14 protein-coding genes and 1 riboswitch are annotated in these 15286 nt (G+C 68.2%); of the genes, 4 read left to right on the forward strand and 10 right to left on the reverse strand.

Annotated features, from left to right (window positions below):
- The 5 genes from KIT86_RS15540 to KIT86_RS15560 form a co-directional block, all read right to left on the reverse strand.
- On the reverse strand, positions 1-2218 hold a 2218-nt coding region (locus tag KIT86_RS15540), incomplete at its 3' end, for a 5-oxoprolinase/urea amidolyase family protein (protein ID WP_297399937.1).
- 85 nt (positions 2219-2303) lie between these two features.
- The gene (locus KIT86_RS15545) at positions 2304-2966 is read right to left on the reverse strand and encodes an urea amidolyase associated protein UAAP2 (RefSeq protein WP_297399939.1); all 663 of its coding nucleotides are present in this window, start codon (positions 2964-2966) and stop codon (positions 2304-2306) included.
- 14 nt (positions 2967-2980) lie between these two features.
- A complete protein-coding gene (locus tag KIT86_RS15550; protein ID WP_297400002.1) occupies positions 2981-3679 on the reverse strand; it encodes an urea amidolyase associated protein UAAP1 in 699 nt (232 codons plus the stop codon).
- Between the two features lie 116 nt (positions 3680-3795).
- On the reverse strand, positions 3796-4650 hold the full coding sequence (locus KIT86_RS15555) for an ABC transporter ATP-binding protein (RefSeq protein WP_297399941.1): 855 nt from the start codon (positions 4648-4650) through the stop codon (positions 3796-3798).
- A gap of 4 nt (positions 4651-4654) precedes the next feature.
- On the reverse strand, positions 4655-5506 hold the full coding sequence (locus tag KIT86_RS15560) for an ABC transporter permease (RefSeq protein WP_297399943.1): 852 nt from the start codon (positions 5504-5506) through the stop codon (positions 4655-4657).
- Positions 5507-5574: 68 nt separating this feature from the next.
- A riboswitch (guanidine-I (ykkC/yxkD leader) is annotated at positions 5575-5706 on the reverse strand.
- 173 nt (positions 5707-5879) lie between these two features.
- On the opposite strand from KIT86_RS15560, the gene KIT86_RS15565 reads away from it, so the two are divergent.
- Complete coding sequence (locus tag KIT86_RS15565; RefSeq protein ID WP_297399945.1) at positions 5880-6302, forward strand: ankyrin repeat domain-containing protein; 423 nt, start codon at positions 5880-5882, stop codon at positions 6300-6302.
- Here KIT86_RS15565 and KIT86_RS15570 read toward each other — a convergent pair.
- The 5 genes from KIT86_RS15570 to KIT86_RS15590 form a co-directional block, all read right to left on the reverse strand.
- Positions 6262-6660: a hypothetical protein gene (locus KIT86_RS15570; RefSeq protein WP_297399947.1), complete on the reverse strand. Its 399-nt coding sequence runs from the start codon at positions 6658-6660 to the stop codon at positions 6262-6264. The genes KIT86_RS15565 and KIT86_RS15570 overlap by 41 nt on opposite strands.
- Positions 6661-6937: 277 nt before the next feature.
- Positions 6938-8386, reverse strand: a complete 1449-nt coding sequence (locus KIT86_RS15575; RefSeq protein ID WP_297399949.1) for an NAD-dependent succinate-semialdehyde dehydrogenase — start codon at positions 8384-8386, stop codon at positions 6938-6940.
- Between the two features lie 22 nt (positions 8387-8408).
- A complete protein-coding gene (locus tag KIT86_RS15580) occupies positions 8409-9437 on the reverse strand; it encodes a dihydrodipicolinate synthase family protein (RefSeq protein ID WP_297399951.1) in 1029 nt (342 codons plus the stop codon).
- A gap of 87 nt (positions 9438-9524) precedes the next feature.
- Positions 9525-10505, reverse strand: a complete 981-nt coding sequence (locus tag KIT86_RS15585; protein ID WP_297399953.1) for an ornithine cyclodeaminase family protein — start codon at positions 10503-10505, stop codon at positions 9525-9527.
- Positions 10502-11488 (reverse strand): tripartite tricarboxylate transporter substrate binding protein, encoded by a 987-nt coding sequence (locus tag KIT86_RS15590; RefSeq protein WP_297399955.1) that lies wholly within the window; start codon positions 11486-11488, stop codon positions 10502-10504. Before KIT86_RS15590 ends, KIT86_RS15585 begins: the two co-directional genes overlap by 4 nt.
- A gap of 185 nt (positions 11489-11673) precedes the next feature.
- On the opposite strand from KIT86_RS15590, the gene KIT86_RS15595 reads away from it, so the two are divergent.
- From KIT86_RS15595 to urtA, 3 genes are all read left to right on the forward strand, one after another.
- A complete protein-coding gene (locus KIT86_RS15595; RefSeq protein ID WP_297399957.1) occupies positions 11674-12387 on the forward strand; it encodes a FadR/GntR family transcriptional regulator in 714 nt (237 codons plus the stop codon).
- Between the two features lie 71 nt (positions 12388-12458).
- Positions 12459-13715, forward strand: a complete 1257-nt coding sequence (locus tag KIT86_RS15600) for an Hsp70 family protein (protein WP_297399959.1) — start codon at positions 12459-12461, stop codon at positions 13713-13715.
- Between the two features lie 371 nt (positions 13716-14086).
- Positions 14087-15271: an urea ABC transporter substrate-binding protein gene (urtA, locus tag KIT86_RS15605; RefSeq protein WP_297399961.1), complete on the forward strand. Its 1185-nt coding sequence runs from the start codon at positions 14087-14089 to the stop codon at positions 15269-15271.
- Positions 15272-15286: the final 15 nt, after the last annotated feature.

Consider the following 15286-nt stretch of genomic DNA (forward strand, 5'->3'; position numbering starts at 1 on the left):
TGTCGCCCGGCCGCAGCTGGCCCAGCTTCCACAGCTCGTCGTGCAGCACCACGGCCGGGCACACGAAGCCGCCCAGGCTCGGCCCGTCGGGCCCGAGGATCACCGGCATGTCGCCCGTGAAGTCGATGGCGCCGATGGCGTAGGCGTTGTCGTGGATGTTCGACGGGTGCAGCCCGGCCTCGCCGCCGTCGCTGCGCGCCCATTGCGGCTTGGGGCCGATCAGGCGCACGCCCGTGCGGCTGCTGTTGTGGTGCACCTTCCAGTCGGTGCCGAAGAACTGGGTGATGTCGTCGGGCGTGAAGAAATCCGGTGCGCCGTGCGGTCCGTAGAGCACGTCGATGTCCCAATGGTTCGTGTACGCCGGCGCGACCACGTACTCGCTCATGGTCTGCGCCTCCACCGAGGCCGGGGCATCGGCCAGGTGCAGCACATCGCCCGTGCGCAGGTGCCGCCCCGCGTGGCCCCCGAACTGGCCCAGCGTGAAGGTGCTGCGGCTGCCCAGGTACAGCGGCACATCCAGCCCGCCGGCCACGGCCAGCGCCAGCCGCACCCCGGTCTCGCAGCGGCCCACGGCCAGCGTGGCGCCCGCCGGCACGTCGAGGGCCTGCCACATGGCCACGGGCTGTCCGTTGAGCGTGAGCGGAGCGGGCGCGCCGGTCACCGCCACCTTCGTGGCCACGTTGAAACGCAGCGTGGGCCCGGCCAGCGTGATCTCCAGCGCCGCCGCATCGCTCGCATTGCCCACCAGCCGGTTGGCCATGCGGTGTGCGTGCGCATCCATCGGTCCGCTGGGCGGCACGCCCACGGCCCAGTAGCCCTGGCGGCCCGGCCAATCCTGCACCGAGGTCTGCACGCCCGGCTCCAGCACGTCGATGGTGCGCGGCCGGAACTCGAACGTCGAGAGAAAGCGCGTCACCTGCCGGCCCTCGCGGAACACCGGGTCGCGCACCACCTGGCGCAGGTAACCCAGGTTGGTCTCGATGCCGGCCAGGCGCGTGGCGTCCAGCGCGTCTTCGAGCTGCGCCAGGGCCTGCTCGCGCGTGTCGGCGGTCACGATCAGCTTGGCCAGCATCGGGTCGTACCAGGCGGGCACCTCCGTGCCGCGCTCCACCCAGCTGTCCACCCGCGCGCGCGGCGCAAACACCACGTCGGTCAGCAGGCCCGCGCTGGGCTGGAAATTCTTCGCCGGGTCTTCGGCATACAGCCGCACCTGGATCGACGCGCCCTGCGGCACCGGTTGCAGCGTGGCCAGCGGGGGCAGATCGCCCGCCGCGAGCTGCAGCATCCACGCCACCAGATCCACGCCGCACACCTGCTCGGTCACACCGTGCTCGACCTGCAGGCGCGTGTTCACTTCGAGAAAGTAGAACGCGCCACTGGCCGCGTCGTACACGAACTCCACCGTGCCCGCGGAGCGGTAGTCCACCGCCTGCGCCAGCCGCACGGCGGTGGCGTGCAGCTCGGTGCGCTGCGCATCGCTCAGGCCGGGCGCCGGGGTTTCCTCGATCACCTTCTGGTTGCGCCGCTGCACCGAGCAGTCGCGCTCGCCCAGCGCGATCACGCCGCCCGCGCCGTCACCAAACACCTGCACCTCGATGTGCCGCGCCTGCTCCACGTACTTCTCCAGGAACAGGCCCGCGTCCTTGAAGTTCGCCTGCGCCAGCCGCCCCACCGACTCGAACGCATCGCGCAGCTCGGCGTCGTTCCACACCAGCCGCATGCCGATGCCGCCGCCGCCGGCCGTGCTCTTGAGCATCACCGGGTAGCCGATGCGCGCGGCCTCGGCCGTGGCCTGCGCCACGTCCAGCAACAAGCCTGAGCCCGGCAGCAACGGCACGCCGCGCGCCTGTGCCAGCTCGCGCGCCGTGTGCTTCAGGCCAAAGGCGCGCATCTGCTGCGGCGTCGGGCCGATGAAGGCGATGCCCGCGGCCCCGCAGGCTTCGGCGAAGGCCGGGTTCTCCGACAGGAAGCCGTAGCCCGGGTGGATGGCCTGCGCGCCGCAGTCTTTTGCGATCTGCAGGATGCGGTCCGCGCGCAGGTAGCTTTCGGCTGCCGGCGCCGGGCCCAGCAGGTAAGCCTCGTCGGCCTCGCGCACGTGGCGGGCCTGGGCGTCGGCCTCGGAATACACGGCCACGCTGCGCACGCCCAGCGTTTTTAGCGTGCGGATGATGCGGCAGGCAATCGCGCCGCGGTTGGCAATCAGGACCTTGCTGAACATGAGGGGGTCTCCGGATGCAGGCCGTCCTGCAGAGGTGTCTTGGCGCCCCGGGCCGTCCCGGGGCGATGGGGTTCAGAAGGTGGTATCAGGCAGCGTCCCATACCAGGAGCTGGATGGGCGTGGGGTTGTAGGCGTTGCAGGGGTTGTTGAGCTGCGGGCAGTTGCTGATCAGCACCCACACGTCCATCTCCGCGCGCATCTCCACGTACTTGCCCGGGCCCGACACACCGTCCTCGAAGCTCAGCGCGCCCTCGGGCGTCACCGGCACGTTCATGAAGAAATTGATGTTGGGCACCAGGTCGCGCTTGCCCAGGCCCACGTCGGCGTGCTGCAGGGCGATCAGGTAGTTGTCGCGGCAGCTGTGCATGAACTTCTTCTGCAGCGCGTAGCGCACCGTGTTGCTCTCGGCCGCGCAGGCGCCGCCCAGCGTGTCGTGCCGGCCGCAGGTGTCGGCCACGATCGTGAGCATGGGGTTACCGTCGTTGCTGCGGATCACCGAGCCCGTGGTGAGGTAGATGCCGCCCTGGCGCTGCATGGTGTCGGTCGCGCTGTAGTGCTCGGCCGGGTCGTGCCGGTTGTAGAACAGCACGTCAGCAGCCTGGTTGCCCTCCAGGTCCACGATGCGCAGCGTCTGCCCGCGCTGGACCTCGAACAGGATCGGCTCGCCCGCGGGGTGGCGCTGGTTCAGCACGGCATGCGCGGGGTCGAGCGCGCTTTCTTGAAGCCGGATGGCGGTGGCGGTGGTCATGGGCGTCGTCTCCATCACAGGTACAGCAGGTCGGTGTTGTGCAGGGCGCGCGCGTTCTCGGGGCGGAACGCGCGGCACACGTCGTCGGCCGGCGCCGCACCGCAGCGCCAGGCCACCAGGCCCACCTTCTTCGGCGCGTAAGTGGGCGCGGGGTCCAGCCCGTGCGGCGCGGTGCTGATCGCCGCGATCACATCCATGTCGAAACGCAGCTCCACGAAATCGCCCGCCTTCGCGTGCCCGGACACGAAGGCAAAACGGCCCTGCGCGTCCACGCCCACCTTGCTGAAGAGGTTCACCGGCGCGATGAGGTCTCGCCTGGACAGGCCGTGCTTGCCGATCTCGATCAGCAGCCCGTCCTTGCCCGAGCGGTGCATCGCGTTGCGGTGCGCTTCGTAGCGCTGCTCGCCGTACTTCTGCTGCATCAGCTCGCTGTCCAGCAACGCGCCCAGCGGGTCGTGCCAGCCCACGCTGTCGGCCGTGAAGCTGGCCATGCTGCGGCCCATGTCGCTCATCAGCACATGGCCGCGCGTGTAGTGCGCCGTGTGCTGTGCCTTGAGCGAGTCCGGCATGTTGTAGCGCTCCAGCTTCTCCAGCGCGCTGTAGAGCACCAGGCTCACGTTCGCGCCGGCCTCCAGCGCCACGAAGCGGATCGCGCTGCCGCGCGGCATGCGCCAGCCCCAGTGGTTGCCACCGGGCACGATCTCGCTCCACATCACCTGCCCGGTGTCCACCCCCGCCAGCGCGGGTGCGGGAAAGCCTTGCCAGAACGCAGGGGCGTCCACCGGGGTGTCATCGAGGGTGTTGTTCATCGGTGCGGTCTCCAGAAAATTCAAACGGCCGTGCCCGTCATGCGCTGGAGTTGCTCCAGGTCGGTCTTCATGCCCGAGGTCTCGCGGATGCGGTCCAGGATGTCGCGCTTGAGGCGCACGAACTCGGGCGCGTGCTTGAGGTCCTGCGTGCGCAGCTCGCCAAACGGCACCTCGTAGATCGTGTCGATGCGGCCCGGGCGAGGGGCCATCAGCACCACCCGGTCCCCCAGGTACAGCGCCTCTTCCACGTCGTGCGTCACGAAAACGATGGTGGCCTTCTCCAGCTTGTGCACGTAGCGGATCAGGTCGTGCATCACCTCGCGCGTCTGCGCGTCCAGCGCGCCGAAGGGTTCGTCCATCAGCACGATGTCGGGCCGGCCCATCAGCGCGCGCGCGATCGCCACGCGCTGCTGCATGCCGCCCGAGAGCTGGTTGGGCCAGGCGTGGCCCATCGTCTCCAGGCCCATCAGGCGCAGCAGCGCGTCGGCCCGGCCGTCGGCCGCCTCCACGTCCGACGACGTGCGGCCCTCGGTGTGCGCGGCCAGCTGGCGGCAGAACTTGATGTTCTGGCACACCGTCATCCACGGGTACAGGCTGTAGTGCTGGAACACCATCGCGCGGTCGATGCCCGGCCCCGCCACGGCCCGGCCGTCCACCAGCAGGTCGCCGCTGGTCTGCACCTCCAGCCCGCCAATGGTGCGCAGCAGGGTCGACTTGCCGCAGCCCGAGGCGCCCACGAACGTGACGAACTCGTTGGCGCGGATGTCCAGGTTGATGTTCTCCAGCGCGTTCAGCGGCGCGCCGTCGAAGCGCTTGAACACGTCGCGGATCGCGATCTTCGGCACGGGTGCGGTGGGGGGGTGTGGGGTGCTCATCGCATCAGCCCTTCAAATACAGCCAGGGGAACGCGCGGCGGTGCGCGAGGCGAAAGAGCTGGTCCGTCACCAGGCCGATGAGACCGATGACGATGATTCCGGCAAAGATCGTGTCCGTCTGCAGGAAGCGCTGCGCGCGCAGGATCGCGTAGCCCAGGCCCGAGTTCGCGGCCACCAGCTCGGCCACCACCAGGTAGGTCCAGGCCCAGCCCATGGTGATGCGCAGCGTGTCCAGCAAGGCGGGCTTGGCGCTGGGGAAGATCACCTTCTCGATCAGCTCCGAGCGGTTCGCGCCCATCGTCTGCGCCGCCTCCACCTGCGCGGCCGGCACGCGGCGCACATCCTCCGCCACCATCAGCACCATCTGGAAGAAGGTGCCAATGAAGATGATGGCGATCTTGGAGCCCTCGCCAATGCCCACCCACAGCATCACCAGCGGAATGAAAGCCACCGCCGGCATGTAGCGGATGAAATCCGTCAGCGGCTCCAGCAGCGCCTGCACCGCGCGGTACGAGCCGATGAACAGGCCCAGCGGCAGGGCGATCACCGCCGAGAGCAGAAAGCCGGTGACCACGCGGTACACGCTGATGCCCATGTCGTCGAGCAGCCCGGTCTCGGTCAGCCAGGTCCAGGTCTTGGCGAGGACCTGCAGCGGGGCGGGGAGGAACACCGGGTCCAGCCCGCCGAAGGCCGCAAGCCCGGCCCAGAGCACCAAAGGGGTGAACAGGCCGATGAGCGCGAGCACCCAATAGGTGCGTCGCGCAATCGGCGCGCGCACCGTCCAGAGGCTGGTGGTGCGCCGGCGCCGGGCCGGTTGCGGCGCGCGGATCTCGATGGCGGGTGGCGAGGAAGACATGCGGGCTCCTGGACGGGGGGAAACAAAAGCGGAGAGGCGTCGTGCTTGCGCTTCGTGCGCGCAGCAGCGTCTCCCGGGCTTTTGTCCCTCCGTGGAGCCACACGATCGTGGCCGACTGCTCTCGGACCAGACGGCGCCGCGTGTCTGTCTTTCAGTTGGTGGTCAACTGCGCGGCGCCCGGAACCCTAGCGGTCTTCAAGGCTGGCGTGTGCGGGGCACAGCGCCTCTCTGGTTCAGGGTGTTAGCAACTGCTGTGCCAGCTTCCTGCTGTCTGGAGGGGCTTTCCCCGCGACGGCGCACAAACCCCTTGCATTTCCCATGCAGGCCGCCGGTACGTACACTCGCTCACCCCCACCACCCGGCAGCAGCAGCGATGAGCGATTGGAAAACCCAGCAGATGATCAAGGCCTCCGGCTGGCCGCTGGCGCCCGAGCTGCTGAGCACCCCCGGCGCGGACTTCAACGCGCGCCTGGACGGCGGGCTGGTGCCGCTGCACTGGGCCTGCCGCGAAGGCAAGGCGGGCCTGGTCAAGCACATGATCGAGCACGGCGCCGACGTGCTCGACGTGGCCGAGTCGGACGGCCGCGCGCCGCTGGCGATGGCCGTGGGCTCAGGCAGCTTCCAGACCGTGATGCTGGTGATGGACCGCCTCAAGGCCCTGGGCGCGCCGCCGCCCGACGAGGCCATGCGGCGCTGGTTGAACAACGCGTTCAGCAAGGCCCATGCGGACGCGAAGAACCGCCTGGTGCAGACGCTCAAAGATTGGGATCGTCTGGCCCGGAAGAAGCCTGCCTAGCCAGGTCTTCCGTGGCATCCGAAACCTGCGCGGCCAAGGCCGACAAGGTGTTCGACAACCGTTGGATGTGATGTTGCATCTGCACGTTGAGCGTGTGCAGCAAGGTCGCCACGTCTCTTGGTTTGATGGTTCGCGTGGGCGCGTCTTCAGGCTTTTTGCTGGCGGCGCACAACGCGGCGTGGCGCTCGGCGATGCGGTAGGCCTCCATCATGTCGGACAGGATGGCCACCTGCCGGGATGCCTTGCTGGTGGACTCCAGGATCCTGCGGCTGGTCGTTGGGGGCAGTGAAAGGGTGGGGGCGGGGGCGCGCCGCAGAGGCGTGCGCATGCGGGTGATCGCGTTGGTCTTCGTGGCCATGGTGAGGCTTCCCTGCGAAACAGGTGGATGATCCGCCGCCCCCGGGTAGGGGGCGGCGGCCCAGGCAGGTTGGCGTACCGAGCAGCCTTACGGAACCGGCGAGCCTTGCGGCTCCCCGCCTGAGCCGCCAAAAAGGAGGCACAGACGCTGAAGCCGCAATGACTGCGGGTGAGAAATTACGGCTTCGCCGTAACGCTGCTGCGGGACGCCAATCCCGATCACGCCTGTGTGTGACGTGACCGGGGCAGTATAGCCACGGGGGCGCCCCGCCGCGTGGTCACCAGGTCACGGCGATGTACTTCGTCTCCATGTACTCGTGCATGCCCTCGGCCGCCCCTTCGCGGCCCAGGCCGCTTTGCTTCACCCCGCCAAATGGCGCGGCCGGGTCGGAGACCAGGCCGCGGTTCACCGCCACCATGCCGAACTCCAGCCGCTCCGCAAGCTTGAGGCCTTGCGCCAGGTCGGCGCTGTAGAGGTAGGCGGTGAGGCCGTACTCGGTGTCGTTGGCGTGTTGCACCATGTCGTCCACGCCGCCCTTGACGCGCACGATGGGCGCGACCGGGCCGAACACCTCTTCCTTGAGGATGCGCGCGTCCAGCGGCACGTCGCCCAGCACCGTGGGTTCGTAGAAGTGGCCAGGCCCCGGCACCTTCTTGCCGCCACACAAGATCTTCGCGCCGCGCTGCACCGCGTCCTGCACCAGTTCGTCCACCTTCTTGCGCGTGGGTTCGTCCACCAGGCTGCCGACCTGGTGGTTTTCGTCGAGCCCGTGGCCGACGCGCAGGGCCTGCATGCGCTTGACGAACTCGGCGGTGAAGGCGTCGCAGACCGCGTCGCCAGCGTAGAAGCGGTTGGCGGCGGTGCAGGCTTCGCCCATGTTGCGCATCTTGGCGATCATGGCGCCGTCCACCGCGTCTTTCACGTTGGCGCCGTCGAGCACGAGGAAGGGCGCGTTGCCGCCGAGCTCCATCGGGGTCTTGAGCACCTGGTCGGCCGCGGCCTTGATGAGCTTCTGGCCCACTTCGGTGGAGCCGGTGAACGAGACCAGGCGCACGCGCGGGTCGTGCAGCCACATGTCCACCAGCGCGCCCGACTTGGTGGTGGGCACGATGTTGACCACGCCTTGGGGCACGCCGGCCTCGGCCAGCAGGTCGGCCAGCGCGAGCATGCTCAGCGGCGTCATGCCCGCGGGCTTGACGAGCACGGTGCAGCCGGCGGCGAGCGCGGGGGCGATCTTGCGCGTGCCCATGGCGGCGGGGAAGTTCCAGGGTGTCACGAGCACCACCACGCCGATGGGCTGGTGCTGCACGAGGATGCGGTAGCCGCCGGCGGGCGCGTGGCTCACGCTGCCCAGGTTGCGGCAGGCTTCCTCGGAATACCAGCGGAAGAACTCGGCCGCGTAGCGCACTTCGGCGCGGCTGTCGGCCAGGGGCTTGCCGTTTTCCAGGGTGATGATCTTCGCCAGGGGTTCGAGGCGTTCGATCATCAGCGCGTACACCTTGCGCAGCACCTCGGCGCGGGTGCGCGGGGGCGTGGCGCTCCAGTCGGGCAGGGCGGTGGCGGCGGCGTCCACGGCGGTCTTGCCGTCGTCCAGGCCACCGTCGGCCACCTGGGCGATCACTTCGCCCGTGGCGGGGTCCGTCACGTCAAAGCACTGGCCGCTTTGGGCGGGTTGCCACTGGCCGTCGATGTAGAGCTGCGTGGGGCAGGGGGGAAGCTGGTGCATGCGCGTCTCCTGGGTTGTGCAGTCAGGCCACCGTGGCCACCGGGTGGCGGCCGGTGAAGAAGTCGCCGTTGGGCAGGTCCGTGGGCGTGATGCCCGATTTGACCAGAGCCTGGCGCAGGCTGTTCATGGTGCCTTCGTTGATGCGCATGGTGGGCTGGCGCAGCGGGCCGCCGTTGAAGCCATTGAGCCAGCCTTCGTATTTCCACAGCATGCGGTTGAGGAACTGTGCCTGGGCCGAATAGGCATTGGCGGCGGCGCGGGCTTTGCGGGCCGGGTTGATCTGCCAGTAGAGGGCGGTGGCCTCGTCGTACTTCTGTTCCTGCATCAGCTTGAAGATGCGCGGGATCATGCCGCCGTAGTACTCGGTGTCGCTGGTGCCGATGAACTGGATGGGCACCAGCTGGCCGAGCGCGAGCGCGAACTGCTCCAGCGGCATGGTGACCACCACCTCTTTGCTGAAGAGGCGGTAGGCCTCCACCCAGCCCATGATGCTGGGCATGCCGCCCTCGGCCTTGAGCGCGCAGATGTTGGGGCAGTCGTCGAGCAGGCGGCGGATGAGGGCGGCGTCGATGTCCGAGGGGTGCACGCGGTCAAAGCCCCAGTGCGGCACCTGGAACAGCATCACGCCCAGGCTGGTGGCGTCGCAGAAGGCCTTGGTGTAGTCGTAGATGTCCTGCGAGGTGGCGGCGTAGAAGTTGGCCGGGTACGAGAGCAGGATGAGCGCGGCGCCGTTGCGCTCGGCGATCTTCGCGGCTTCGATGTTTTCTTCCAGCGTGTTGAAGCTGGCGTGGTGGATGAGTTGCAGCCGGCCCTGGGCCTCGTCGTTCGACCACTGGAAGAACTGCTCGTACTCGGCCAGGCTCATCGCCACTTCGGAGACCAGCAGCGTGCCCGAGAAACCCAGCTCGATCTCGTGGCGGATGTCGTGCCGGATGCCCTTTTCGTTCAGGCCCTTGAGGTCGGCGGTGAAAGAGGGGATGACCACGTTGGCCACACCCTTGAGGTGTTCGTGGGCCCATTCGCGTGCTTCGTGTCGTTTGTAAAGTGCCATGGTGAAGTCCTTGTTGAAGATGAGAAGAAAGGAAAAGAGGGCGAGCGAGGCCACGGTGTCGAGACACCGGCATCGGCGTGAAAGCGTTTATTGCTTGTAGGAAAACTGGATCGGCAGCGGCACGGCCAGGCCGGCGGCGATGGCGCGGTCGTAGATGAGTTCGGCGGCCACGATGTCCTGCAGCGCGGAGCCGACGGACTTGAACAGCGGCAGCTGGCCGGTGTGCGTGATCTCGCCGCGCACCAGCGCGTTGAGCGAGCGCATCTTGTGCTCGAAGGCCATGCCGGCGGCGGTGGCCGCGCGCATGTCGCCGGACTCGCGCGCCACCTCGTCGGGCATGTCGCTCACGATGAGGTCGCAGCGTTCGATCACGCTCACGTCGAGTTCGCGCTGCACCGGCAGCGTGGAGCCCACCGAGACCAGCAGCATGCCGGGGCGCAGCGCATCGGCGTGCAGGATGGGCGATTCGTCGTGCGAGCGCGCGGCGGCGATGACCACGCTGGCCCCGTGCAGCGCCTCGGCCGGCGTGGCGGCGGTGTCGCAGCGAATGCCGAGTTCGGCGCTGAAGTCGCTGGCGAACTTCTCGCGGTTGGCCGGCGTGGGGCTGTACACCCGCAGGCTTTGCACCGGGCGCAGCGAGGCCATGGCCTGCACGTGCGAGCGCGCTTCGGCGCCGCTGCCGAGCACGCCCAGGCGCATCGGGGTCTGGGGCGCGAGCGCGTCGACGAACAGCGCGGAGGTGGCGGCGGTGCGAAAGGCGGTGATCTTGTTGGCGTCGATCAGCGCGCGGATTTCACCGGTGTCCTGCTCGGCCAGCGAGATGAGGTAGTTCATGCCCTTGTTGCGCCCCCGGCCGAACACCTTGGCGCCCATGAAGCGCTGGCCCGGTGGCACGGCCGCCAGCGCGCGCAGCGAGGCATCGGGCCCCTTGGCGAAGGTGCGCGGCGGGCTGATGCGCTCGTCGTAGGGTTGGGCGTAGGCGGCGCGCAGCGCGGGGATGAGCGCGTCCCAGGTCATGAGCTGCTCGATGGCTGGCGTGCCGATGAACACCGGGCTCGTCGGGGTCATCGGGCCTTCCCTTGCGCTTCGCTCTGGGCAATGCGCCGCGTGATGACGGCAATGGCCTTCACGTAGCCCGACCAGAAGCTGGCGAACTCGTTGCCCGCGACGTACTTCACCGCGCCGCCGGTTTGCGTGACCATCTGCTTGAACTCGGGATCGTTGGCGGCGGCCTCCACGGCCTGGCGCAGCTTGCGCTCCACGGCCTCGGGTGTGCCGGCCGGGATGAACACCGCCGTGCCGGCCACGGTGTCGAAGTTGACGCCCTGGTCCTTCATGCGCGGCAGGCCCGCGGGTTCGGTCCAGGGTTCGTCGCCGGCCGTGGCCAGGTAGCGCAGGCGGCCCGCTTTCACCTGGGTGGCGGTGAGCGCGCGCGAGAGCAGCGCGAAGTCCACCTCGTTGGCGATCAGCGCGTTGAGCAGCGGCCCGCCACCCTGGTAGGGGATGTGCCGGGCGTCGATGCCGGCGGTGTCCACGAAGGCCTCGGAGCGCACATGCACTTCGCCGAAGAAGCCGGTGGAGCCGAAGGTGAGCGCGTTGGGCCTGGCCTTGGCCGCGGCGATCAGTTCGCGAAAGCTCTTGTAGGGGCTGGCTTCGGGCACGACCATGGCCACCGGCTCGGCGCTGAGCAGCGCCACGGGCGTGAGCTGGTCGAGCGTGAAGGGCGGCTTTTGTTTGTTCACCACCGCCTGCTCGGGCAGGCTGGCCACGCTCAGCAGCGAGAGCAGCACGGTGTAGCCATCGGCCGGCGCATTGGCCACCTGGCTCACGCCGATGGCGCCGCCCGCACCGGCCTTGTTCACCACCAGCACGGTCTGCTTGAGCGCGCGCTGCAGGGCGGGCTGCAGGGCGCGCGCCATGTTGTCGGCCGTGCCACCGGGCGGGAAGGGCACGATGAGGCTGATGGGCCGCTCGGGGTATTGCGCGTGGGCGGGGCCTGCCGCCACGAGCGATGCGGCCGCGAGGACGGCCGCCAGTACCTGGGTCTTCATGCTGCTGGTCTCCTGTTTTTGGGGGAAAAGTCGACACCAATTGGTTTAAATTGGTTTGTCATGATCTGCTTTGGTTCAACTTTAGGCCAGGTTGTCCAGCCGAAAGCCTGGGGATTACCCGCAGTTTTGCGGGTGTTTACGGCCCATTGGTGTGAACCAATTAAAGCCAATTTAGAATGCGCGCCATGACAAACACCGCCACCTTGCAGATCAAGACGGATTCGATGGAGTCCCTGCGCATGGAGTTGCTCAAGGGTCTGCAAAGCGGCAGCTGGCCGCCGGGCAGCCGCCTGCCCACCGAGCGCGACCTCTGCGCCACGTTTGGCGTGAGCCGCTCCGGGCTGCGGCGTGTGCTGGCCGAGTTGCGCGAACAGGGTCTGATCGTGCAGAAGGTGGGCAGTGGCACCTATGTGGCGGAGAAGGCCCGCAGCAGCAAGCCCGACGCCACCGGCACCGGCCGCTTTCTTGCCGTGCCTTCCGTGAGCCCGGCCGAGCTGATGGAAGCGCGCCTGTTGCTCGAGCCGATGCTGGTGGATCTCATCGTGAACAACGCCAACACCGCCGACTTCGAGCGGCTGGAGGATTGCTGCGCGCGCGCCGAGGCCGCGCAGACGCTGGACGAGTTCGAAAAGCTCGACAGCGAGTTGCACGAGCAACTGGCGCTGGCCACGCAGAACGCGCTGTTCATCAGCGTGTTCCGCCTGATGGCCGAGATCCGCGAAAGCGGCGAGTGGGGCTTTCTGAAGCAGAAGGTGCTCACGGCCGAGCGGCGCGCCGTGTTGCAGAAGGAGCACCGCCAGATCGTGGCCGCGCTGCGCCAGCGCGACGTGGACACGGCGCGCCGCGCCATCTTCGATCACCTCGCGCAGGCGCGGCTGAATCTGCTCTGGCGCATCTGAGTGGCAGAATCCTGCCTCCTTGCCGGTGGCCTGCCACCGCGCGCCTCGATCCTTCCCTGCGGCTCCTTTCCATGACACTTCCGCCCCCCGGCATGCTGGGCATCGACTTCGGCACGTCCAACTCCGCCGTCTCCTGGGCCGAGCCCGGCGGCCTGGCCCGGCTGCTGCCGATGGAGGGGCCGGCCACGAACCTGCCCACGGCGGTGTTCTTCAATTCGGAAGACCGCCTCACCCACTTTGGCCGCGATGCCGTGGCCCAGTACCTCAGCGGCACCGAAGGGCGCCTGCTGCGCTCGCTCAAGAGCCTGCTGGGCAGCCCGCTGCTGGACGAATCCACGGTGGTGAACCATCAGCCGGTGAGTTTCCAGCAGATCGTGGAGCTCTTCCTGGCCGAGCTGCGCGAGCGCGCCGCGCGCACGCTGGGCCATGCGCCCACGCGGGTGGTGATGGGCCGGCCCGTGCACTTCGTGGACGACGACCCCGCGCGCGACGCGCAGGCCCAGCAGTCGCTGCACCAGGCGGCGCTCACGGTGGGTTTCGAATCGGTGTCGTTCCAGTTCGAGCCGATCGCCGCCGCGCTGGACCACGAGCGCCGCCTCACGCGCGAGAGCGTGGTGCTGGTGGTGGACGTGGGCGGGGGCACGTCGGACTTCACGGTGGTGCGCCTGGGCCCGCAGCGCATGAAGCAGGCGGATCGCAGCGGCGACGTGCTGGCCACGTCGGGTGTGCACATCGGCGGCACGGACTTCGACCAGCGCCTGAGCCTGGCGCGGGTGATGCCGCTGCTGGGCTATCGCCACCACGGGCCGCAGGGGCGCGAGGTGCCCAGCCGCGTGTTCATGGACCTCTCCACCTGGCACCTCATCCAGTGGCTCTACCTGCCGCGCGCGATCAGCCAGGCGCAGGGCCTGCGCGTGAACTACGGCGATGTGCGCCTGCATGAGCGCCTGATGCGCGTGCTGCAGCAACGCGATGGGCACCGCATCGCGCACGCGGTGGAGCAGGCCAAGATCCGCTGCTCGCAGCAGGACGCGCCCACCACGCTGGATCCGGTGGACGTGGAGCCGGGCCTGGTGGCCTCGCTGAGCCCGGCCGACATGGCCGAGCACCTGTCTGCGCTGCTGGCGCGCGCGGTGCGATGCGCGCGCGAGTGCGTGCAGCGCGCAGGCCTGGGCCCGGCGGCGCTGGATGCGATCTACCTCACGGGTGGCTCGTCGGCGCTGCGGCCTTTCCAGCTGGCGCTGCGCGCCGAGTTCCCCGGCGTGGCGCTGGTGGAAGGCGATCTGTTTGGCGGGGTGGCCTCGGGGCTGGTGTACTCGCGGGTGTGAGCACCCGTGCGGGCGCTGCGCGAATACCACCGACGCCGCCACTTTGTCTAGTTGGTGGATTTCCTATGGCGGCGCCTGGACCTGAAAAGGAAGATGCGCCCTGACAAGAAGTTGTCACGCATTCATCGACGCCGACTGCCAGTGCTGCCAGTCAGGTGTTGGGCAAGAAAGCCCGAACCGGTTTGAACACCGGTTCGGGCTTTTTTTTGTTCTGCTCGTTCGCAAGGGCTCCGGACAGGCCATGGCCTGCCTCCGCTGGCGCAGCCCTGCGCGTGCCTGGCACGAAGGCGTGGATGTGACCGACTGCTTGTCGGCCACCCAAGGGGTGGCAGGTTCTCAATCCGTCCATACCAACGCTAGGAGACAAGGCCATGAGTGAGATGAATCGTCGCGACATCGTGAAGACCGGTGGGTCCATGCTGATTCTGGGCGCCGCAGGCGGCCTGCCTGCCATCGCATCCGCGCAGGAGACCGTGAAACTCGGTCTGTTGCATTCGCTCTCGGGCACGATCGCGATCGCCGAAGCGTCGCTGGTGGACGCCGAGAAGATGGCCATCGACGAAATCAACGCCGCCGGTGGCGTGCTCGGCCGCAAGATCGAGGTCGTGGTCGAGGACGGCGCCAGCGAGAACTCGGTGTTTGCAGAGAAGGCCCGCAAGCTGCTGGAGCGCGACAAGGTCGCCGCCATCATCGGCTGCTACACGTCGGCTTCGCGCAAGGCCATCCTGCCGGCGCTCGGCCGCGCCAAGGGCCTGCTCTACTACCCCACCTACTACGAGGGCCAGGAGCAGGACAAGCAGGTGTTCTACCCCTCTCAGGAGGCCACGCAGTCCGTGATCGCCGCCGTCGAGTGGATGGCGCGCGAGAAGGGCAAGAGCTTCTTCCTGGTGGGCTCGGACTACATCTATCCGCGCACCTGCAACAAGATCGCCAAGCCCACCATCACCAAGGCCGGTGGCAAGGTGCTGGGCGAGGAGTACGCGCCGCTGGGCCACACCGAGTTCTCGTCCATCATCAACAAGATCAAGGCCGCCAAGCCCGATTGCATCTACAGCACGGTGGTTGGTGGCTCCAACGTGGCCTTCTACAAGCAGCTGCGCGCCGCGGGCCTGGACGGCTCCAAGCAGACCTTGCTCTCCACCGTGGTGTCGGAGAACGAGGTCGAAGGCATCGGCAAGGACAACGCCGCCGGCTACTACGCCTGCATGGGCTACTTCCAGAGCATCAAGTCGCCCGCGAACGAGAAGTTCGTGAAGGCCTTCAAGGCCAAGTACGGGCAGGAGCGCGTCATCGGTGACCCGATGCAGGTGGCTTACAACAGCGTGTACCTCTGGAAGATGGCGGTGGAGAAAGCCAAGTCTTTCGATGTGGACAAGGTCATCGCCGCCTCCGCAGGCATCGAGCTGGAGGCGCCCGAAGGCACGGTGCGCATGCACGCGACCAACCACCACGTGTGGAAAAAGGTGCGGGTGGGCCGCGCGCGCGCCGATGGGCAGTTCGACATCGTGTGGGAAGCGCCGTCCCTGATCGAGCCCAACCCGTTCCCCAAGATTTGACATCGCAGGGCAGGA

This window comes from Hydrogenophaga sp. (assembly GCF_026125825.1).
In the GTDB taxonomy this organism is placed as follows: Bacteria; Pseudomonadota; Gammaproteobacteria; order Burkholderiales; family Burkholderiaceae_C; genus Hydrogenophaga.

Excerpts from the sequence above, each read along its gene's own strand:
- KIT86_RS15595 (WP_297399957.1), top strand. The coding sequence starts at position 11,674 with ATGACAAACACCGCCACCTTGCAGATCAAGACGGATTCGATGGAGTCC.
- KIT86_RS15565 (WP_297399945.1), top strand. The coding sequence starts at position 5,880 with ATGAGCGATTGGAAAACCCAGCAGATGATCAAGGCCTCCGGCTGGCCG.
- KIT86_RS15600 (WP_297399959.1), top strand. The coding sequence starts at position 12,459 with ATGACACTTCCGCCCCCCGGCATGCTGGGCATCGACTTCGGCACGTCC.
- KIT86_RS15555 (WP_297399941.1), bottom strand. The coding sequence starts at position 4,650 with ATGAGCACCCCACACCCCCCCACCGCACCCGTGCCGAAGATCGCGATC.
- KIT86_RS15585 (WP_297399953.1), bottom strand. The coding sequence starts at position 10,505 with ATGACCCCGACGAGCCCGGTGTTCATCGGCACGCCAGCCATCGAGCAG.
- KIT86_RS15590 (WP_297399955.1), bottom strand. The coding sequence starts at position 11,488 with ATGAAGACCCAGGTACTGGCGGCCGTCCTCGCGGCCGCATCGCTCGTG.
- KIT86_RS15545 (WP_297399939.1), bottom strand. The coding sequence starts at position 2,966 with ATGACCACCGCCACCGCCATCCGGCTTCAAGAAAGCGCGCTCGACCCC.
- urtA (WP_297399961.1), top strand. The coding sequence starts at position 14,087 with ATGAGTGAGATGAATCGTCGCGACATCGTGAAGACCGGTGGGTCCATG.
- KIT86_RS15550 (WP_297400002.1), bottom strand. The coding sequence starts at position 3,679 with ATGTGGAGCGAGATCGTGCCCGGTGGCAACCACTGGGGCTGGCGCATG.
- KIT86_RS15570 (WP_297399947.1), bottom strand. The coding sequence starts at position 6,660 with ATGGCCACGAAGACCAACGCGATCACCCGCATGCGCACGCCTCTGCGG.
- KIT86_RS15580 (WP_297399951.1), bottom strand. The coding sequence starts at position 9,437 with ATGGCACTTTACAAACGACACGAAGCACGCGAATGGGCCCACGAACAC.
- KIT86_RS15575 (WP_297399949.1), bottom strand. The coding sequence starts at position 8,386 with ATGCACCAGCTTCCCCCCTGCCCCACGCAGCTCTACATCGACGGCCAG.
- KIT86_RS15560 (WP_297399943.1), bottom strand. The coding sequence starts at position 5,506 with ATGTCTTCCTCGCCACCCGCCATCGAGATCCGCGCGCCGCAACCGGCC.